At 71.1% G+C, this 20314-nt stretch carries 16 protein-coding genes and 1 pseudogene; 8 read left to right on the top strand and 9 right to left on the bottom strand.

Annotated features, from left to right (window positions below):
- The 6 genes from ACWDO5_RS15455 to ACWDO5_RS15480 form a co-directional block, all read left to right on the top strand.
- Window positions 1-1588: MinD/ParA family ATP-binding protein (locus ACWDO5_RS15455; RefSeq protein ID WP_450530784.1), on the top strand; the 1588-nt coding region annotated here is incomplete at its 5' end.
- 195 nt (window positions 1589-1783) lie between these two features.
- Window positions 1784-3607 carry an ABC transporter substrate-binding protein gene (locus ACWDO5_RS15460; protein ID WP_450530785.1) on the top strand — a complete coding sequence of 608 codons (1824 nt, stop codon included), beginning with the start codon at window positions 1784-1786 and terminating at the stop codon, window positions 3605-3607.
- Between the two features lie 3 nt (window positions 3608-3610).
- Complete coding sequence (locus tag ACWDO5_RS15465) at window positions 3611-4660, top strand: ABC transporter permease (RefSeq protein WP_450530786.1); 1050 nt, start codon at window positions 3611-3613, stop codon at window positions 4658-4660.
- The gene (locus ACWDO5_RS15470; RefSeq protein ID WP_450530787.1) at window positions 4657-5586 is read left to right on the top strand and encodes an ABC transporter permease; all 930 of its coding nucleotides are present in this window, start codon (window positions 4657-4659) and stop codon (window positions 5584-5586) included. The genes ACWDO5_RS15465 and ACWDO5_RS15470 overlap by 4 nt, the downstream gene beginning before the upstream one ends.
- Entirely contained in the window at window positions 5583-6560 is a 978-nt protein-coding gene (locus ACWDO5_RS15475) for an ABC transporter ATP-binding protein (RefSeq protein ID WP_450530788.1), read from the top strand. The genes ACWDO5_RS15470 and ACWDO5_RS15475 overlap by 4 nt, the downstream gene beginning before the upstream one ends.
- Before the next feature lie 73 nt (window positions 6561-6633).
- Entirely contained in the window at window positions 6634-7593 is a 960-nt protein-coding gene (locus tag ACWDO5_RS15480; protein ID WP_450530789.1) for an oligopeptide/dipeptide ABC transporter ATP-binding protein, read from the top strand.
- Window positions 7594-7719: 126 nt separating this feature from the next.
- On the opposite strand, the gene ACWDO5_RS15485 is transcribed toward ACWDO5_RS15480, so the two are convergent.
- The 9 genes from ACWDO5_RS15485 to rimP form a co-directional block, all read right to left on the bottom strand.
- Entirely contained in the window at window positions 7720-8664 is a 945-nt protein-coding gene (locus ACWDO5_RS15485) for a bifunctional riboflavin kinase/FAD synthetase (protein WP_450530790.1), read from the bottom strand.
- Window positions 8665-8705: 41 nt separating this feature from the next.
- Window positions 8706-12275: a trypsin-like peptidase domain-containing protein gene (locus ACWDO5_RS15490; RefSeq protein WP_450530791.1), complete on the bottom strand. Its 3570-nt coding sequence runs from the start codon at window positions 12273-12275 to the stop codon at window positions 8706-8708.
- Window positions 12276-12479: 204 nt separating this feature from the next.
- Complete coding sequence (gene truB / locus ACWDO5_RS15495; RefSeq protein ID WP_450530792.1) at window positions 12480-13406, bottom strand: tRNA pseudouridine(55) synthase TruB; 927 nt, start codon at window positions 13404-13406, stop codon at window positions 12480-12482.
- On the bottom strand, window positions 13403-13846 hold the full coding sequence (gene rbfA / locus ACWDO5_RS15500; RefSeq protein WP_450530793.1) for a 30S ribosome-binding factor RbfA: 444 nt from the start codon (window positions 13844-13846) through the stop codon (window positions 13403-13405). Before rbfA ends, truB begins: the two co-directional genes overlap by 4 nt.
- Before the next feature lie 29 nt (window positions 13847-13875).
- On the bottom strand, window positions 13876-14169 hold the full coding sequence (locus tag ACWDO5_RS15505) for a DUF503 domain-containing protein (RefSeq protein ID WP_450530794.1): 294 nt from the start codon (window positions 14167-14169) through the stop codon (window positions 13876-13878).
- 163 nt (window positions 14170-14332) lie between these two features.
- Window positions 14333-17467 carry a translation initiation factor IF-2 gene (gene infB / locus ACWDO5_RS15510; RefSeq protein WP_450530795.1) on the bottom strand — a complete coding sequence of 1045 codons (3135 nt, stop codon included), beginning with the start codon at window positions 17465-17467 and terminating at the stop codon, window positions 14333-14335.
- A gap of 148 nt (window positions 17468-17615) precedes the next feature.
- The gene (locus ACWDO5_RS15515) at window positions 17616-17894 is read right to left on the bottom strand and encodes a YlxR family protein (RefSeq protein ID WP_450530796.1); all 279 of its coding nucleotides are present in this window, start codon (window positions 17892-17894) and stop codon (window positions 17616-17618) included.
- Between the two features lie 92 nt (window positions 17895-17986).
- Window positions 17987-19018: a transcription termination factor NusA gene (nusA, locus tag ACWDO5_RS15520; RefSeq protein WP_450530797.1), complete on the bottom strand. Its 1032-nt coding sequence runs from the start codon at window positions 19016-19018 to the stop codon at window positions 17987-17989.
- Window positions 19019-19020: 2 nt separating this feature from the next.
- Window positions 19021-19518 (bottom strand): ribosome maturation factor RimP, encoded by a 498-nt coding sequence (gene rimP, locus ACWDO5_RS15525; protein WP_450530798.1) that lies wholly within the window; start codon window positions 19516-19518, stop codon window positions 19021-19023.
- 155 nt (window positions 19519-19673) lie between these two features.
- On the opposite strand from rimP, the gene ACWDO5_RS15530 reads away from it, so the two are divergent.
- Together ACWDO5_RS15530 and ACWDO5_RS15535 are read left to right on the top strand one after the other, a co-directional pair.
- Window positions 19674-20171: a hypothetical protein gene (locus tag ACWDO5_RS15530; protein ID WP_450530799.1), complete on the top strand. Its 498-nt coding sequence runs from the start codon at window positions 19674-19676 to the stop codon at window positions 20169-20171.
- Between the two features lie 8 nt (window positions 20172-20179).
- Window positions 20180-20314: pseudogene (locus ACWDO5_RS15535) on the top strand (DUF4439 domain-containing protein); the annotation flags it as partial.

Consider the following 20314-nt stretch of genomic DNA (forward strand, 5'->3'; position numbering starts at 1 on the left):
CCAGACGCCGCAGACCGGTTACGGCTTCCCCCACCCGGGGCAGCCCGTGCCCCTGCCGCCGCAGACGCCCAACCTGCCCGTGCCCGCCACGCCCCATCTGCCCGCGCAGCAGTCTCACCCGCAGGCGCACCCCCAGGCCCCCCAGGGCCCGCCCCATCCCCAGCCTCCGGTCGGTCCCACAGACCCGCGCACCGGTGCCGCCTGGCCCGCGCAGGTGACGCACGACCAGCGCGAGCGTTCCGTGCCGGGCGCCCCGCTCGGATACACCGCGGCCGTCGAGCTCTCCTCCGACCGCCTCCTGCGCAACAACAAGCAGAAGGCCAAGAGCAGCCGCAACCCCTCGAGCGCCGCCCGCTTCAAGCTCGGGGGCAAGAAGGAGGAGGCCGAGCGGCAGCGCAAGCTGGACCTGATCCGTACGCCGGTGCTGTCCTGCTACCGGATCGCGGTCATCAGCCTCAAGGGCGGCGTCGGCAAGACCACGACGACCACCGCGCTCGGCTCGACGCTGGCCACCGAGCGGCAGGACAAGATCCTGGCGATCGATGCCAACCCTGACGCCGGCACCCTCGGCCGCCGGGTGCGCCGCGAGACCGGGGCCACCATCCGCGACCTCGTGCAGGCGATCCCGTACCTCAACTCATACATGGACATCCGCCGGTTCACCTCGCAGGCGCCCTCCGGTCTGGAGATCATCGCCAACGACGTGGACCCGGCGGTCTCCACGACCTTCAACGACGAGGACTACCGGCGCGCGATCGACGTACTGGGCAAGCAGTACCCGATCATCCTCACGGACTCCGGCACCGGTCTGCTCTACAGCGCGATGCGTGGAGTGCTCGATCTGGCCGACCAGTTGATCATTGTTTCGACGCCGTCCGTGGACGGTGCGAGCAGCGCGTCGACGACGCTCGACTGGTTGTCCGCGCATGGGTACGCCGAGCTGGTGCAGCGTTCCATCACGGTCATCTCCGGGGTACGCGAGACCGGCAAGATGATCAAGGTCGATGACATTGTGCAGCACTTCCAGACGCGCTGCCGCGGTGTGATCGTGGTGCCCTTCGACGAGCACCTGTCGGCGGGCGCCGAGGTCGACCTGGACATGATGCGCCCGAAGACCCGTGAGGCGTACTTCAATCTCTCCGCGCTGATTGCGGAGGACTTCGTACGGGCCCAGCAGCAGCAGGGGCTGTGGATGGCGGACGGTAACCCGCCGCCGCACCTTGCCCCGCCGATGCCGGGCCACCAGCAGAATCCGGGGCAGCAGCAGATCCCGGGCCAGCCGATGCCCGGTCAGCCGTACGTACCTCATCAGCAGCCGCAGCCCCCTCAGCAGCCCTACCCACCGCAGGGCCAGCCGCAGCAGCCGTACGGAGGCCAGCCCCACCAGCCGTACCCGCCGCAGGGCTGGCAGCAGTCGCTGCCCTCCCAGGCCCAGTCCCCCGCGAGCCCGGCCGGGCCGCCGCCCGGCCCGCCAGGTCACCCCGGTCAGCAGGGCCAGCCGGGTGACCCTGGACAACCCGAGTTGCAGGGGCCCGTACCGCCTGCCGGATGGACGCAGCAGCAGGCACCGCCAGCCCCTCAGCAGTAGCGCTACAGAGGACTGAACCAATGAGGGCCCGCACCGTCTCCACGGTGCGGGCCCCAGCGTATTCCCGCAGCCCACACGGGGGTTTACGGGCCGTTGACGCAATCGACCGCCGCTGATAAACCTCGCTCCACCAATTGGCGAACCCGAGCTCAACCTGCCTTCTCCGAGCGAGTGATGACGCGAGGTGCCCGTCCCATGGTCACAAAGGTTCCAGCCCGCATCCGACTGCTTCTGGCCTCAGGCGCCGCCGCCGCACTGGTGGCCGGAACAGCAACCCCCTCGGCCCAGGCCGCCGACGACGGCAAGGACAACGGCGGCAAGAAGGTCCTCACCGTCGCCGTCTCGCAGAGCGTGGACTCCCTCAGCCCGTTCCTGGCGCAGAAGCTTGTCAGCACCACCATCCACCGACTGGCCTATGAGTACCTGACGAATTACGACGTCAAGGACGCTCACCCGGTCCCGGGCCTGGCCACCGAGTGGAAGACGTCCCCGGACAAGCTGACGTGGACGTACACCATCCGGAAGAACTCCAAGTGGTCCGACGGGAAGCAGGCCACCGCCGAGGACGCCGCCTGGACCTTCAACAAGATGATGACGGACGAGAACGCCGCCACCGCCAACGGCAGCTTCACCGCCAACTTCAAGAAGGTCACAGCCCCGGACCCCGAGACGCTGGTCATAGAGCTGAAGAAGCCTCAGGCCACCATGACGGCGCTCGATGTGCCGATCGTGCCCAAGCACGTCTGGGAGAAGGTCGGCGACTTCTCGAAGTTCAACAACGACAAGCAGTTTCCGGTCGTCGGCAACGGCCCGTTCGTCGTCACCGACTTCAAGGTCGACCAGTTCGTCAAGCTCAAGCCGAACAAGGACTTCTGGCGCGGCGCGCCCAAGTTCGACGAGCTTGTGCTCAAGTACTACAAGGACGGCGACGCGGCCGTCGCGGCGCTGCAGAAGGGCGAGGTCTCCTTCGTCCAGGGCCTGACCCCCGCCCAGGCCACGGCCCTCAAGAGCGCCGAGAACATCAAGGTCAACGACGCTCCGGGCCGCCGCTTTCTCGCTCTCGCCACCAACCCGGGGGCGAGGTCCAAGGACGGCAAGACATTCGGAAACGGCCACAGGGCCCTGCTCGACCCGGCCGTGCGCAAGGCGCTCTTCCAGGCCACCGACCGCAAGACCATCGTCGACAAGGTCTTCCAGGGCCACGCCGTCGAGGGCGAGGGCTACATCCCGCCGCGCTTCGACTCGTACTTCTGGAAGCCCGGCACGAGCCAGAAGATCACGTACGACCCGGCGAAGGCAGCCGCCCTGCTCGACCAGGCCGGCTACAAGAAGAACGGCAGCGGCAAGCGCGTCGGCAAGGACGGCAAGGCCCTCGATCTCCGCATCCTCTGTCACGCCACCGACCCCAACGACAAGGCGATCGGCAAGTATCTGCAGGAGTGGTGGGGCGAGCTCGGCATCGGGCTCAAGGTCGACTGTCTCGACAATGTCTCCGACCCCTGGCTCAAGGGAGACTACGACCTGGCCTTCGACGGCTGGTCGGTCAACCCGGACCCGGACTTCGTCCTGTCCATCCACACCTGCGCCGCGCTCCCCGCCACACCCAAGGACACCGGAGCGACCGACAACTTCATCTGCGACAAGCCGTTCGACCAGCTGTACGCGCAGCAGACCGCGGAGTACGACGCGGCCAAGCGGACCGGGCTCGTCAAGCAGATGCAGTCTCGCCTGTACGACACCGGATACATGAATGTCATCGCGTATCCGAACGCCGTCGAGGCGTACCGTACCGACCAGATCAAGTCCATCAAGACGATGCCGGAGGCTGCGGGCAATCTCTGGGGCCAGGACGGCTACTGGAGCTGGTGGTCGGCCGAGCCGGCCGCGGGCGACGGCAGCTCCGACAGCGGCTCCTCGACGGGTGTCGTAATCGGCATCGGCGCTGCTGTCGTCCTCGCCGCCGCCCTCGGGCTCTTCGTCGCGAAGCGCCGGCGTACCACCGCGGAAGACCGTGAATAGTCGATGAGCACCACAAGCACGACCGGCACTGCCGCCGTGGTGCGGGCCCCCGAGGCCCGCGCCGCGAGCGGCGGCGCACGCGCCTATCTCATCTATGTGGCGGGCAGGCTGGGCGGCGCGGCGATCTCGCTGCTCGCCGTGCTCGTCACCAGCTTCTTCCTCTTCCGGATCATCCCCGGCGACCCGGTCAAGGCCATGACGCACGGCATGCCGACGTCGGCCGAGCAGCTCGCCGCACTCCGCCGCCAGTTCGGCCTCGACCAGCCGATGTGGCAGCAGTTCACCGACTACTGCGGCAAGGCGCTGACGGGCGATCTCGGCACGTCGTACCAGTTCCACGCGCCCGTCGGCGAGCTGATCACGCAGAAACTGCCCGCGACGCTCCTGCTCACCGGGGTCGCCGTGGTGATCTACTCGACGATCGGGCTCTGGCTCGGCACTCGCTCCGCCTGGCGGCACGGCAGCCTCGGCGACAAGCTCAACACGGGTGTGGCGCTGACCCTGTGGTCCGTCCCGTCGTTCTGGCTCGGCCTGCTGCTGATCATCACCTTCTCGGTGGGCGTCGGCCCGATCCCCGGTCTGTTCCCGACCGGCGGCATGGAGTCGGGCGACAAGACCGGCTTCGCGTACATCGGCGATGTCGCGCACCACATGGTGCTCCCGGTCATCACGCTGGTCGCGGTCGGGTATGCCCAGACACTGCTGGTGATGCGCTCGTCGCTGCTGGACGAGATGGGCAGCGACTATCTGACGACGGCGCGGGCGAAGGGGCTGCGGGACGATGCCGTACGCCGCCGGCATGCCGTGCCCAATGCGCTGCTGCCCACCGTCACGATGGTCTTCATCAATCTGGGCCATGTGGCGGCCGGTTCGATCCTCGTCGAGACGGTGTTCTCGTGGCCGGGCCTGGGCGGGCTCTTCTATCAGGCGCTGAGCGTGCCCGATCTGCCGCTGGTGCAGGGGCTCTTCGTGGTCTTCGCCGGCGCGATGATCCTGATGAATCTCCTCGCCGACCTGCTCTATCCGCTGCTCGATCCCCGGGTGGGCCGATGACGATCACTCCGGTCCCGAAGACCGCACGTACCACTCGGACCGCGCGCTCCCTCGCCTGGGCACGCCGCCGCGAATCCGTGGCCCGCTTCTGGCGCTCCTACCGCACACACCGGGCGGGCCTCTTCGGCCTCGGCGCGCTCGCGCTCATCGTCTTGATCGCGATCGCCGCGCCGCTGCTCGTCGGCAGCGATGTGCAGAGCGTGACGAACGCGCCGGGCACGGCGCTGGAGTCGCCGAGCGGCGAATTCCCCCTCGGCACCGACCAGTTCGGGCGCTCGCTGCTCGGGCTGCTGGTGTGGGGCGCGCGGATCTCACTCACCGTCGGACTGCTGGCTGCCGCGCTGTCGGTGGCCATCGGGACCCTGGTCGGCATCATCGCGGGTCACTACGGTGGCTGGTTCTCGACCGTCATCATGCGGATCACGGACTGGTTCCTGGTGATGCCGACGCTGGTGCTGGCGATCGTGCTCGCGACCGTGATGTCCCGGAGCATCTGGACGGTGATCCTGGCGATCGGCGTCACCAGCTGGCCGACCACGGCCCGTCTGGTGCGGGCGCAGACGATCGCGGTCGAGTCGCGTCCGTACATCGAGCGTGCCCAGGCGCTCGGCGGCGGCCACAGCCACATCATGACCCGGCATGTGCTGCCCAACGTCATGCCGCTGGTCCTCGCCCAGACGACGCTCGGCATCTCCACGGCGATCCTCACGGAGGCGACGCTCGCGTTCCTCGGCCTCGGCGACCCGACGATCGTCTCCTGGGGCGGCATGCTCCAGGACGCGCGGGAGGCGGGCGCGGTCTCCTCCGGCCACTGGTGGTATCTGGCACCGCCCGGGATCGCCATCGCGCTGGTGGCGCTCGCGTTCACGCTGTGCGGCCGGGCGATCGAGGCCGTGCTCAACCCGAAGCTGGGGGTGACTCGATGACTGCGCAGAGCCTGCTCGAAGTCAAGAACCTGCAGGTGACGTACGGTTCGGGGGCGCGGGCCGTCCCGGCCGTACGCGGTGTGGATCTGAGCGTGGCCGCCGGACAGAAGCTGGGAATCGCGGGCGAGTCGGGCTGCGGCAAGTCCACACTGGCCCTGGCCCTGCTCCGCCTTCTCCCCGCTTCCGCCAAGCTTTCCGGCGAGATCCTCCTCGACGGGGAGGACGTCCTCACCATGAAGTGGGGGCGGCTGCGGGCCGTGCGGTGGGCGGGCGCGTCGATCGTCTTCCAGGGCGCGATGCACTCGCTCAACGCGGTCCACCGGGTCGGCGAACAGATCGCCGAGCCGATCCTGCTGCACCGCAAGACCACTTTGACGGCGGCGAAGAAGCGGGTCGCCGAACTGCTTCAGCACGTGGGGCTGCCCGTCTCCCGCGCGGACGCGTATCCGCACGAGCTGTCCGGGGGCCAGCGCCAGCGCGTCATGATCGCGATGGCGCTCGCCTGCGACCCTCAGCTCATCGTGGCGGACGAGCCGACCACCGCGCTCGATGTGATGATCCAGGCGCAGATCCTGCGACTGATCGAGCAACTGGTCGCCGAGCAGGACATCAGCCTCCTGATGATCAGCCACGATCTGGCGGTGCTCGCCGACACCTGCGACCGGCTTGCGGTGATGTACGCGGGCCGGATCGTCGAGGAGGGCCCGGCACAGACGGTGTACAGCGCGGCGGAGCATCCGTACGGGCGCGCCCTGTCCGCGGCCTTCCCGCGCGTGGGCGACGTCGCCTCGCGCCGGGCCCCGCGCGGCCTGCCGGGCGACCCGCCCGACCCGTCGGCGCTGCCGAGTGGCTGTACGTTCCACCCGCGCTGCCCGGTCGCGATGGACGCGTGTGCGCGCCAGGACCAGGTGCTGTCGGCGGTCGGCGAGGGGCACCTGGCGGCATGCGTCCACGTAGGGGCGGTGCCGCTGTGACACGCCGGTCCCGAACTCCTCAGTTCCCCCGCCCGGTTCACCGCGCCGCCGGGGCCGTACCCAGGAGCCAGTCATGACCACCACTCCCCTGCTCTCGGCCACCGGTCTGCACGTCACCTTCCCCGGGCGGCGCGGCGGGCCGGCCGCCCGCGCCGTCGACGGCGTCGACCTCGACATCGGCGCGGGCGAGATCGTCGCCCTGGTCGGCGAGTCCGGCTGCGGAAAGACGACGCTGGCACGCTCACTGCTGGGCCTGGTGGCGCCGACATCTGGCGCGGTCACCTTCGGCGGTGCGCCGCTGTCGTACACCTCCCGCGCGCTGAAGTCGTACCGCAAGCGCGTCCAGCTGGTCCTCCAGGACCCGAGCGGCTCGCTGAACCCGCGGCACACGGTGTACGACGCGGTGGCCGAGGGCCTGCGGATCCACGGGTACACCGGGGACGAACGCCCGGCCGTGGCCGAGGCGCTCTCGCGGGCCGGGCTGCGGCCGCCGGACCGCTTCTTCCTGCGTTACCCGCACGAACTCTCGGGCGGCCAGCGCCAGCGCGTCGTCATCGCCGGGGCACTCGTCCTGGAACCCGAACTGATCGTCGCGGACGAGCCGGTGGCCTCACTGGACGCGTCCGTACGCGGCGAGATCCTCGCGCTGCTGCTGCGCCTGCGGGACGAACTGGGCCTGTCCGCGCTGGTGGTGACGCACGACCTGGGGCTCGCGTGGAACATCGCGGACCGGGTGGCGGTGATGTACCTGGGCCGGATCGTGGAGTCCGGCACCGTCGAGGACGTGCTGACGAGTCCCCAACACCCCTACACCCAGGCGCTGCTGTCCGTCCTCCCGGACTCGGCGATCCCCCCGGTGGTCCTGACGGGCGAACCCCCGGACCCGTCCCGCATCCCTGGGGGCTGCCGCTTTCACGCGCGCTGCCAGGTGCTGGCGTCGGGCGAGGCGGAGAGGGCAGGGGTGGCGGACAGGTGCCGATCGGAGGAGATGGGGGTGCTGGGTGGGGCGGGGGTGGCGTGCCACTGGGCGTGAAGGGCGCGTGGGGTGCGCCGGGGCCTTGGGACGGCGCAAGGGGAGGCGCGACCGGGGCCCGTCAGCCCAGGGCCCGCGCCCCGGACCGGAGCACCCGGAGAGGCTCCCGCGCCCCGGGCGCCCGCGCTACGCCGACGCCGTCAGCTCGCGGCACTTCTTCACGTCCTCCCCAATCGCGTCCAGCAACGCCTCGATCGAGTCGAACTTCTGCTGCCCCCGCACATACGCCAAGAAGTCCACCGCCACATGCAGCCCGTACAGATCCAGCCCCACCCGGTCGATCGCGTACGCCTCCACCGTCCGCTCCGTACCGTCGAACTGCGGGTTCGTGCCCACCGAGATCGCGGCCGGCATCCTCTCGCCCGCCGCTGTCAGCCACCCCGCGTACACCCCGTCCGCCGGGATCGCCGTGTGCGGCAGCGTCTCCACGTTCGCCGTCGGGTAACCCAGCTCACGGCCCCGCTGCGCGCCCCGCACCACCACGCCCTCGACGCGGTGCGGGCGGCCCAGGATCTCCGCCGCGCCCTCGACGTCTCCGGCCGCGATCAGGCGGCGGGTCAGGGTCGAGGAGAAGGGCTCGCCGCCGCCCGCCGCGCCGCTCACGTAGAGATCGACGACCTCGACGTCGTAGTCGTACGTCGCGCCCATCTCGGCCAGGAACGCGACATCCCCCGCGGCCTTGTGGCCGAAGCGGAAGTTCGGGCCTTCGATGACCGCGCACGCGTGCAACTTGTCGACCAGGACCTTCACGATGAAGTCCGCGGGCGACAGCTTCGAGAACTCGCGCGTGAAGGGAAGGATCAGCACCGCGTCGACGCCCAGCTCCGCCATCAGCTCGGCGCGCCGGTGGTGCGGCGCGAGCAGCGGCGGATGGCTGCCGGGGCGGACAACCTCGCTCGGGTGCGGGTCGAAGGTCACGACGACCGACGGCACCCCGAGCTCGCGCGCCCGCTCCACCGTCCGCCCGATGATCAGCTGGTGACCGCGGTGGACCCCGTCGTAGGAGCCGATGGTGACGACGCTGCGTCCCCAGTCCTGGGGGATGTCCTCCAAGCCACGCCAGCGCTGCACTGTGACCGCTCCTCGCCCGAACCTGTGTACGTCATTGCCGGTTACGCAGGTCTAAGACTGCCATGCCCGCGACCGTCGGTTCGCATCGGCACCGGGCTGCCCAGGGTCTCGACCATCCGGCGCGCGCTCGGGCCGACCACCACTGCCCACTCCTGCGGGGTCCGCTCCAGCCATCCCGCGACGAGCGCGGCGAAGCCGGGGACCTCGCGGGCCAGCTCGACGAGCAGCCGGTCGAAGCAGGTCGCGCCCTCGGAGGTGCGGACGAGGAGCAGGCCGGTGCGGTGGACGAGCTCGCGGGTGCGGGCTTCCGGCCGGGTCGCGCAGCCGTGCGCGGCGGCCCGCAGCAGGGCGTCGAGGACGGCGAGGTCACGTGTCGCGTACTGCTCGTACTCCAGCAGTACGTCGAGGAGCTCGGCCCGCAGCGGCCGCGAGGCCCGGCTGCCCGGCGCCGCGAGGACGGGCACGAGGGCCATCCGGACCCGGCCGGGCCGACCCCGCAGCAGGCCGGTGACCAGTGGAAACAGGATGGTGCGGGCGGCTGGGCCGTGTTCCAGGCGGCGGTCGACGAAGGCTGCGGCGTGAGCCGCGCCGTCGGGCCGGTGGTCGATGTACTCGCCGACGAGCGCGGCGGCACGGCGGGCCGACGCGGGGGTGGTGACCTCGGCGAGGGCCCGCAGCACTTCCCCCGCGCCGTCGCCTGGCTGGTGCAGCCGCGTCTGGAAGGCGGCCAGGACGGGCTCGGGGTGCGTGGTGAGCGCGGCGGCCAGCGCGCTCGCGGGCAGCAGCGGGTCGCCGGCCCCGAAGGCCTCGAGCGCCCTGGCCAGATAGCGGGGCCGGGTGTGCGGATCGTGGACGAGGAGGGCGAGGGCGGAGCCGTGCAGGGCGGTGTCGGAGGGTCTGGCGAGCAGGGCGAGGGCCGCGTACCTGAGCAGCTCGCGGTCGGCGTCGGTGGTGACCTGGGCGACGGCGGCCAGGCCGTAGGCGGCGGCCGCGACCCGCCGCTCGGGCATCGGGTCCTGCGCCCAGCGGTCGACGGCCCGGCACAGGGTGGACGGCTCCTCCTCGGCGAGTTCGGTCAGCAGCTCGTCGGCGCGGGGGTGTGCGGTCGCGGCGAGGGTCTCGATGAGGTCGTCGATGGCGAGGCCACGGCGGGCGTAGAGCAGGGCCTGGGCGGCGGCGGCCACGGTGGGCCGGACCTTGGCATCGGGGCCGGCGGGCAGCGGCGTACCGTCGGTGAACCAGCGACAGAGCATCGGCTGTACGGCGCTGGGATCGGCGGCGAGCCGCGCGACGACGGAATCCAGATAGCGCGGGTTTGTGCGATGCCCCCGCACCTCGTCCGCGGGCACGAGCCGTCGCAGCAGATCGATCCGCTGGGCCTCGGTCACCCGCAGCCGCTCCCAGAACCACGGCCCGAATTCGCCGAGCCCGCCCGGGTGCCGGGGCCCGCCTTCACGTACGGAAGCCCGGGTGATCCGCTCCGCGAGCAGCCGCAGTACTGGGAGGTACGCCCCGGCCTCGGGCACCCGCAGGAGCGCCTCCCCCAGCAGATGGGCTCCCCACCACCGGGCATCGTCGAGCCGCGCGCCCGCCTCGCCACTCGCGTTCTCCAACCCGTCCAGCCCGTCCAGCGCTTCGACCAACTTCTCCAGCCTGCGCGCCAGTTGCCCGGGACCGTGCACCCGGTCGAGGAGCAGTAGGGCCTGCACGACCGGGCCGATGCGATGCCGCGGAACCGGCAGCGAGCGCGGTTCCGGCTCCCCCGAGTCCGGCGGTGGCGGCACATAGCCGCTCCCACGCCCCCCGCTCGCCCCCGGCCGGGACGGCAGCCCCACCGGCGCCCGCGCATGCCAGCGGTGGACCAGGGAGTGGAGCGCGGCATCGATGTCGAGGTGCGCGCCCTGGACCCAGTCGGCGAACTCCTCGTGCGCGAAGCGGTAGCCGGCGCCCGCCTGGACCAGCAGGCCCTCGGTGAGTACTGCGGATGCCCACCCGGTTCCCCACGGGAAGATCTCCTCGAAGGACTCACGGTCCAGCTCCCCCTGCCCGGACCCGAGGCAGCGCCGCGCCGCCTCGTGGACCTGGCCGGCCACCTTCGCCGCCAGCCGACGCACGGCGGAGCCCCGCAGCGGCAGCCGGGAGCCCGCGGCGACGCGGACCGCGATCCGCAGGCACAGCAGGTCCAGATGCGCGGTGAAGACGTCCTCGCGGGACGGCCGCCCCGGCACCTCGCCGGGCAGCGCCTCCCGTACCTCCGCGAGCAGCCGCAGCGCGAGCGGATGCCGTTCGTCCACGGCGGCGACCGTCCCGGCCGGGAGCCCGTACCGCTCCCGTGCGCGCTCCGCCTCGCCGGTGGACAGTGCGCCGATGTGCAGGGCAGGCGGCAGCCGGTGCGCTGGCGTGGCGGGCCGGTGCAGTACATCCGGCTGATACAGCGCCCCGGCCTGCTCCCAGTGCTCGGGCCGGCAGCCGACGACCATCCGCACACCGCAGGAACTCAGCCAGTTCACGGTCCCCGCCGTCCAGTCGGGGAGCCGGCGAGCCAGTGCGGACGGCATCTCCTCGGGCCCGTCGAGCAGCACGAGCAGCGGCCGCCCGGCCTCGCGGGCGAGGCGCGCGACCAGCTCGGGTGTGACGAAGTCCATGGCGCCGCGGGCGCCCGAAGCGGCGAGGATACGGCCGGCCTGTTTGAGGGTGCGCGCGACGGCGTCGGCTACCGATGTGTCGTCAGCGTGCAGATCGGCGCCGCGCAGCCGCACGGTGGGTGCGGGTTCCGGTCCGCGGGCCCGCCGGGCGGCCAGCGCGGCGAGTTCGGTCGTGCGGCCCGTTCCCGGATCACCCACGAGCCCCATCACCAAGGCGGTGAAGGATGCCAACTCCCTTACGATGTCCGCTCGTTCCACCGGCTCGGGCCAGGCGCTCGACCCTCCGGCCGACCCCACGGAGGTCGCGGTGAGCTCCAGCACGGCCGCGAGGTTGAGGTCGTGCCCGTATCCAGGGACGGTCGCCGCGTTGCGCCGCAGCAGTTCGGCGAGCGGCCCGTCCGGCGGCCGGCCGGTGGCCCGCAGCGGCAGCACGAACCCGGCCGCCCGGTGTCCGGATTGCGGCGCGGTGCCGAGGACGGCGAGCACCGCGCCGGTCGAGGAGTCGAGCACCGGTCCCCCGGCGGCCTCGCCACCCAGCCGCAGCGCGTCGCTGCCGTCCGTCCCGATCGCCAACTCCAGGACGTCGCCGACCAGATGGAGGCGATCGGTCGCGGTGTACGTCACCTGAGCGGCGCCGAGCACGCGCGCCTCACGCCAGCCTCGAGCGGCGAGCCGTACGTACGTCCCCGGCTCGACCCGCTCCCGCGCGCTGATCGGCAGCGGCCGCACTCCAAGCCCTCCGGTGCGCACCAGTGCCAGGCCGGTCTCCGGCAGGGGGACGATGGCGTCGGCCTCGGCGAGGCAGATGCGGTCGCCGGGCCGGTGCAGCATCACCCGCACCAGCCCGTCGACCGCCTCATGGCTGGTCACGACCGTGCCGAGGTCGTCGGCGACGAACCCGGTCCCGCGCGGCCGTCCCGCCGGATCGCAGATGTGTACCAGCGTCGCCAGGTTCCCGCGTCCCATGTTGTCGACGTTAGGTCGGCGGTGATCACCGGGAGAAGGAGGCGTACCGAAAGCGCCCCCTCAGTGCACCCGCGGTCACTCCGAGCGCCTGCCCGAAGGGGTGAATCCGGGGGCGGCGGCGGATAGACCTTCTTCCGAGGGGGATCGTGGAACGGGCAGTGGCCCTGCCCGTTCCACGATGGGATCAACCTCGGACCGGCACGCTCAGCCGAAGACGGCGAGGCTCTTGGCCTTGCCCTTCTGCTCCTCCACCAGCGCCAGGAACCGCCCGTCCGGCCCGAAGGCCGCCACCGGCGCGGAGTCGAACGCCGGCATGTCCAGCCGTACGCCATTGGTGAGCAGCTTGGCGCGCCTCTCGTCCACGTCCCAGCGCGGGAACGCGGCCGCGGCCGCCTCGGCGATCGGCATCACGGTCAGCTCCTCCTGGAGCTGCTCGAGCGTCTTCGCCGCGTCCAGTCCGTACGGACCGACCCGCGTGCGGCGCAGCGCGGTCAGATGCCCGCCGACGCCGAGACCGGCGCCGAGGTCACGGGCGAGGGCGCGGATGTACGTACCGGAGGAGCAGACCACCGATACGACCACGTCGACGACCGGAGTGCGGTCCTCGGTAACCGTCTCCCGGACGTCGTACACCTGGAACGAGGAGACGGTCACCGGACGGGCCGGGATCTCGAAGTCCTCGCCGCCGCGTACGCGCGCGTACGACCGCTTGCCGTCGATCTTGATGGCGCTGACCTTCGACGGCACCTGCATGATGTCGCCGGTCAGCTTGGCCACGCCCGCGTCGATGGCCTCCCGGGAAACCCCGGACGCGTCCGCGGACGACGTGATCTCGCCCTCCGCGTCGTCGGTGACGGTGTTCTGCCCCAGCCTGATGGTGCCGAGGTACTCCTTCTCGGTCAGCGCGAGGTGCCCGAGCAGCTTGGTGGCCTTCTCGACGCCCAGCACCAGCACTCCGGTGGCCATGGGGTCGAGCGTCCCCGCATGCCCGACGCGGCGGGTTCTGGCGATCCCGCGCATCTTGGCGACGATGTCGTGCGAAGTGAAGCCGGACGGCTTGTCGACAATGACAAGGCCGTTCTGGGGACCCCTTCCAGCGGTAGCTGGGGGAGTTCTGTTCTGCTGGGTCATTCCGAGGCTTCGTCCTCGTCCTCGGGCTTGCGGTACGGGTCGGCCTCGCCGGCGTACGTGGCGCCCGAGGAGGCTTCGCGCACCTTGGCGTCGGAGGCACGCGCCTTGTCGAGGAGGTCCTCGATCGTCTTGGCGGTCTCCGGGAGCGCGTCCGCCACGAACGTCAGGGTCGGCGTGAACTTCGTTCCCGCCGCGGCACCGACGGACGAGCGCAGGATGCCCTTGGCGCTCTCCAGCCCGGCTGCCGCGCTGGCCCGGTCCGCGTCGTCGCCGTACACCGTGTAGAAGACCGTGGCCTCCCGCAGGTCACCGGTGACGCGGGTGTCCGTGATGGTCACGTGCGTACCCAGGCGAGGGTCCTTGATGCCGCGCTGCAGCTTCTCGGCGACCACCTCCCGGATGAGGTCCGCCAGCTTCTTCGCCCGCGCGTTGTCGGCCACTGGTCCTTCTCCTTCTCTGCCTTGCTCATTCAGTCTTCGTCGCTGTGGAGCCTGCGTCTCACGGACAGCAGCTCCACCTCCGGCCGGGCGGCGACAAGGCGCTCGCACCGGTCGAGTACGTCTGTGAGGTGCCCCGTGTCCCCGGATACCACTGCCAGGCCGATCTGGGCCCTGCGGTGGAGGTCCTGTCCGCCCACCTCCGCCGCGCTCACCGCGTATTTGCGCTGGAGCTCGGCCACGATCGGGCGGACCACGGAGCGTTTCTCCTTCAACGACCGTACGTCGCCGAGGAGCAGATCGAAGGACAGTGTCCCCACATACATGTATGTCCGGATGTCCCGCCGGTACGGGTTAGAGGGCCCCTCGGTCACTTGGCAGGGACACAAGAACCGTACACGCAACGGCCGGGGCCGATCGACGGAAATACTCTCCGCCGACCGGCCCCGGACCGCAGTGCTGCCTAGGGGGCTATGCCCCCGGGCCGCATCAGCCGCGCGGCTTCTCGCGCATCTCGTACGTCGCGATGACGTCGTCGATCTTGATGTCGTTGAAGTTTCCGAGGTTGATACCGCCCTCGAAGCCTTCGCGGATCTCGGTGACGTCGTCCTTGAAGCGGCGCAGACCCTCGATGTTGAGGCTCTCCGCGATGACCTTGCCGTCGCGGATGAGCCGGGCCTTGGTGTTGCGCTTGACCTCGCCGGAGCGGATGAGAACACCCGCGATGTTGCCCAGCTTGGACGAGCGGAAGACCTCGCGGATCTCCGCCGTGCCGAGCTCGACCTCTTCGTACTCCGGCTTGAGCATGCCCTTGAGGGCCGCCTCGATCTCCTCGATGGCCTGGTAGATCACCGAGTAGTACCGGACGTCGACGCCCTCGCGCTCCGCCATCTGCGAGGCACGGCCGGCCGCGCGGACATTGAAGCCGATGACGATGGCGTCGGATCCCATTGCCAGGTCGATGTCCGACTCGGTGACCGCACCCACACCGCGGTGCAGCACTCGGATGTCGACCTCTTCGCCGACGTCGAGCTGGAGCAGCGAGGACTCGAGAGCCTCCACCGAACCGGACGCGTCGCCCTTGATGATGAGGTTGAGCTGCTGCACCTCGCCGGCCTTGAGCACCTTGTCGAGGTCCTCGAGGGACACCCGGCGGGTGCGCTTGGCGAACGCGGCGTTGCGCTCACGGGCGGCGCGCTTCTCAGCGATCTGACGGGCCGTACGGTCCTCGTCGACAACCAGGAAGTTGTCGCCTGCGCCCGGGACATTGGTGAGACCGAGGACGAGGACGGGGGTCGAGGGACCCGCTTCCTCGACGTTCTCGCCCTTGTCGTCGAGCATCGCGCGGACACGGCCGTACGCGTCACCGGCGACCATCGTGTCACCGACGCGCAGCGTGCCTCGCTGGACCAGGACGGTCGCGACGGCGCCGCGGCCGCGGTCGAGGTGGGCCTCGATCGCAATACCCTGCGCGTCCATCTCCGCGTTCGCCCGGAGGTCGAGCGAAGCGTCCGCGGTCAGGACCACGGCCTCCAGCAGGGAGTCGATGTTCAGACCCTGCTTGGCGGAGATGTCGACGAACATGGTGTCGCCGCCGTACTCCTCGGCGACCAGACCGAACTCGGTCAGCTGACCGCGCACCTTGGTCGGGTCGGCGCCCTCGACGTCGATCTTGTTGACCGCGACCACGATCGGCACGTCGGCCGCCTTGGCGTGGTTCAGCGCCTCGATCGTCTGGGGCATCACACCGTCGTTCGCCGCCACCACGAGGATCGCGATGTCGGTCGACTTCGCACCACGGGCACGCATGGCGGTGAACGCCTCATGACCCGGGGTGTCAATGAAGGTGATGCGACGCTCTTCCTCGTTGACCTTGGTGGCGACCTGGTACGCACCGATGTGCTGCGTGATGCCGCCGGCCTCGCCCGCGATGACATTCGTCTTCCGGATGGCGTCGAGGAGTCGGGTCTTACCGTGGTCGACGTGACCCATGACGGTCACGACCGGCGGACGGGAGACGAGCATTTCCTCGCCGCCCTCGTCCTCGCCGAACTCGATGTCGAAGGACTCGAGAAGCTCGCGGTCCTCCTCCTCCGGGCTGACGATCTGAACCGTGTAGTTCATCTCGTCGGCCAGCAGCTGCAGGGTCTCGTCGGAGACCGACTGCGTGGCCGTGACCATCTCGCCGAGGTTCATCATCACGGCGACGAGCGACGCCGGGTTGGCGTTGATCTTCTCCGCGAAGTCGGTGAGGGAAGCACCGCGCGACAGGCGAACGGTCTCGCCGTTGCCGCGAGGCAGCATCACACCGCCGACCGACGGGGCCTGCATGGCCTCGTACTCCTGGCGCCTCTGCCGCTTCGACTTACGGCCACGACGCGCCGGGCCGCCGGGACGGCCGAAGGCGCCCTGCGTGCCACCACGGCCGCCGGGACCACCCGGACGTCCGCCGAAGCCGGGACGGCCACCGCCGCCACCGAAGCCGCCGCCACCACCGGGGCCACCGCCACCGGGACGACCGGCGAAACCGCCGCCGCCACCAGGACGACCGCCACCGGGACCAGCGGGACGACCGGCGAAACCGCCGCCGCCACCGGGACGACCGCCACCGGCGCCGCCGGGACGACCGCCGCCGCCGGCACCACCGGGGCCACGGCCACCGCCGCCGCCGGGACCGCCACCAGGACGGGGGCTGGCAGCAGGACGCTGCGGCATCATGCCCGGGTTCGGGCGGTTACCCGCGGGGGAGCCGCCAGGGCCTCCGGCAGAACGCGGCGCCTGCGGACGCGGCATGCCGCCGGGGCTCGGACGGGTACCGCCCTGACCCTGCGGGCGGGGAGCGCCGCCGGGACCACCCTGCGGACGCGGGGCGCCGGGAGCGGCACCGCCGTGGCCACCGGGTCGGGGCGCGCCACCCGGGCGGGGCGCCTGCGGGCGCGCCATACCGGTGGAACCACCCGAGGTGAAGGGGTTGTTGCCCGGACGGGGACCGGCCGGACGACCGCCGGGGCGCGGGGCGCCCTGGCCGGCGGGACGCGCCGGACGCTCGCCACCACGGCCACCGTCACGGCCGCCGTCGCGCTGACCGCCGGCCGGAGCCGGACGGGCAGAGCCACCGGTAGGACGGGGCCCGGGAGTGGCACCCGCGGGACGCGGGGCCTGCGGCGCGCTGGGCTGTGCCGGAGCCGGGGCCGAGAACTCGGCCGCGGGCACCGGAGCCGCCGGAGCGGGCTTGGCCGGTGCGGGCTTGGGACCCGGACGCGGGCCGGCGGAAGCCGGGGCCGCGGACGGGGTGCTGGGGGTGCTGCTCGCCGGAGCCTCGGCTGCGGCCGGCTTGGGGGCCGGGGCGCCGGGCTTGGGGGCAGCGGGACGGGCCGACGACGCCGGGGAGGGCGCGGCAGGCTTGGCGGGCGCGGCCTTGCGGGGCGCGCCGGGCTTGGCAGCGGACTTCCCGGCGTTGCCGCCGGGTCCCTGCAAAGCATCAGTCAACTTACGTACAACCGGCGCCTCGATCGTCGAGGACGCCGAACGGACGAATTCACCGAGTTCTTGGAGCTTGGCCATGACGACCTTGCTCTCCACGCCGAACTCCTTGGCGAGTTCGTATACCCGGACCTTAGCCACTTCGCTCCTTTTAGGTCCGGGTTACCGCCGGACCGTCGCTACTTCATGGGCGTACTCATCGCGTACTCATCGAGTGCTCATCGCAATCTCGACCTACTTCCAACTCGCGAGGTACCTGACCGCACGGGGTTCCGTGCCGTACTTCTTCTTACTGTGCCGCCTGCTCGACATACCGGCGTACATCCGCGGTATCGAGCGGTCCCTGGACCCGGAAGGCCCGGGGGAACGCCCGGCGGCGGACCGCCAGGTCGAGACAGACCAAGGCGGGGTGTACATACGCACCCCGGCCGGGCAGCGTACCGCGATCATCGGGGACGCAGGCGCCTCCGATCACCACGATGCGCAGCAGATCGCTCTTGGCCGCTCGCTCCCGGCATCCCACACAGGTTCGCTCAGGGCATACGCGGGCATGCGTCCGACCAGACACGTTCAGTCTACCTCCCCGCACCGACCTCACCCCTTGGGGGCAAAAATCGAACGGTTGTTGTCTCGATCTGGGTGAGGCCCCGCTGTCAGTCCTCAGTCCTGGTCGGAGCCCCGGTCGGAGCCCCGGTCGGGGCCCGGCTCGGCGCTCTGCTCCGTGTCGGGGCGGATGTCGATGCGCCAACCGGTGAGGCGGGCCGCCAGCCGGGCGTTCTGCCCCTCCTTGCCGATCGCCAGCGACAGCTGGTAGTCCGGGACGGTCACGCGCGCGGACCGGGCGGCGAGATCCACGACCTCGACCTTGCTGACGCGGGCCGGCGAGAGGGCGTTGCCCACCATCTCGGCCGGGTCGTCCGACCAGTCCACGATGTCGATCTTCTCGCCGTGCAGCTCGGCCATGACATTGCGCACACGGCCGCCCATCGGGCCGATGCAGGCGCCCTTGGCGTTGAGGCCCGAGCGGGTCGAGCGGACCGCGATCTTCGTGCGGTGGCCGGCCTCGCGGGCGATTGCCGCGATCTCGACGCTGCCGTCCGCGATCTCCGGGACCTCCAGCGCGAAGAGCTTCTTCACCAGGTTGGGGTGGGTGCGGGAGAGGGTCACGGACGGGCCGCGCACACCCTTGGCGACGCGCACGACATACGTACGCAGGCGCAGGCCGTGGGTGTACTCCTCGCCCGGCACCTGCTCCTGCACCGGCAGGATCGCCTCCAGCTTGTCGTCCAGCCTGACCAGGACGTTCTTGGGGTCCTTGCCCTGCTGCACCATGCCGGCGACGACATCGCCCTCACGGCGGGCGTACTCACCGAAGGTGACGTCGTTCTCCGCGTCCCGCAGCCGCTGCTGGATGACCTGGCGCGCGGTGGTGGCGGCGATCCGGCCGAAGTCGGAGGGGGTGTCGTCGAACTCCTTGGGCTCCTGGCCCTCTTCGAGGTCGGCCGGGTCCTCCTTCGCCCAGACCGTCACATGGCCGGTGTCGCGGCTGAGCACGACACGGGCGTGGCGGCGGCTGCCCTCAGTGCGGTGGTATGCGATGAGGAGGGCCGACTCGATTGCCTCGACCAGCAGGTCGAAGGGGATCTCCTTCTCTTGTGCCAAGCCCTTCAGGAGCTTTACGTCGATGTCCACGGCTACGCCTCCTCTTCCTTCTTGTCCTTGCGGTTGAACTCGAGCTCCACACGAGCCTTGGCGATCTCGGCGAAGGCGATCCGGCGGGCGGTGGGCTTGCGCCCCTTCACGCCCGGTACCTGGAGGTCAAGTCCCTCGTCGTCCACGGCGAGGATGCGGGCGACCATCTCGCCGCCCTCATGCAGCTGGAGCCTGGCCAGTCGGCCGACGGCGCGTACGTAGTGGCGGTGCTCGGTCAGCGGGCGGTCGGCGCCGGGCGAGCTCACTTCGAGGACGTACTCGTCCTCGCCCATGGCGTCCGTCTCGTCCAGCTTCTCCGAGATCGCGCGGCTCAGCTCGGCACAGGCGTCCAGCGTGGCGCCCTCGTCGGAGTCCACGACGATCCTCAGCACGCGGCGCCTGCCCGCCCGGGACACCTCGATCTCTTCCAGATCCAGGTCCGCGGCGCTGACGAGCGGTTCCAGCAGCCCGCGCAGCCTCTCGCTCTGGGTGGTGCTCATCCGGGTGACTCCTCGGCCGCGTGTGCTGTTGTGGGATCGTCGCGTGTCAGATCAAAGGGTATCCGGTCCCGGGGGGTGTTGCCGTCCACCTCGGCCGGACCCGCAGGTACGCTCGCCTGCGGCGATGATCACTGCGAGGTCCGAGGGAGACAGGCGTGGGGCGCACGGGGACGACACGCAGGCGTGCGCTCATGGCGACGGGGGCGGCCGCTGCCGGAGTGTTGACGGGCTGTTCGACCGAGGAGCCGGAACGCCGGCGGACGTCCGGCTCGGCGGCGGACCCGGCTCGCGCGGAGGCGGCGCTGCGGCGTCGGCTGGCGGCGACGAGCGGGGCGCTGCGTGACCAGTACGACACCGTCATCGCGCAACATCCCGCACTGGCAGAGAAGTTGGCGACTCTGCGGGCGGCGGTGGCCGAGCATGTCACGGCGCTCGCGGGCCCGGCGGTGACCGCCTTGCCCGCGGTCGCTCCGCCGGCCGTTCCCGCCGATGCGGGGGCCGCGCTGAAGGCGCTGGCCACGGCAGAGCGGCGGATCTCCGACGGGCACTTCGCCTCCCTGGTCGACGCGGAGCCGGAGCTGGCCCGGCTGCTCGCGTCGGTAGCGGCGGCCGGCGCCGCGCATGCGTACCTGCTGACGAAGAGGGACTCGTGATGAGCACGCTGGACGCAGTGCAGGCCGCGCTCGCCGCGGAGCACGCCGCGGTGTACGGGTACGGGGTCGTCGGCGGCCGGATCGGCGACGACCGCGAGGGCGAGGCCACCGCCGCGTACGCCGCGCACCGGGCCCGGCGGGAC

Source organism: Streptomyces sp. NPDC000880 (genome assembly GCF_053599675.1).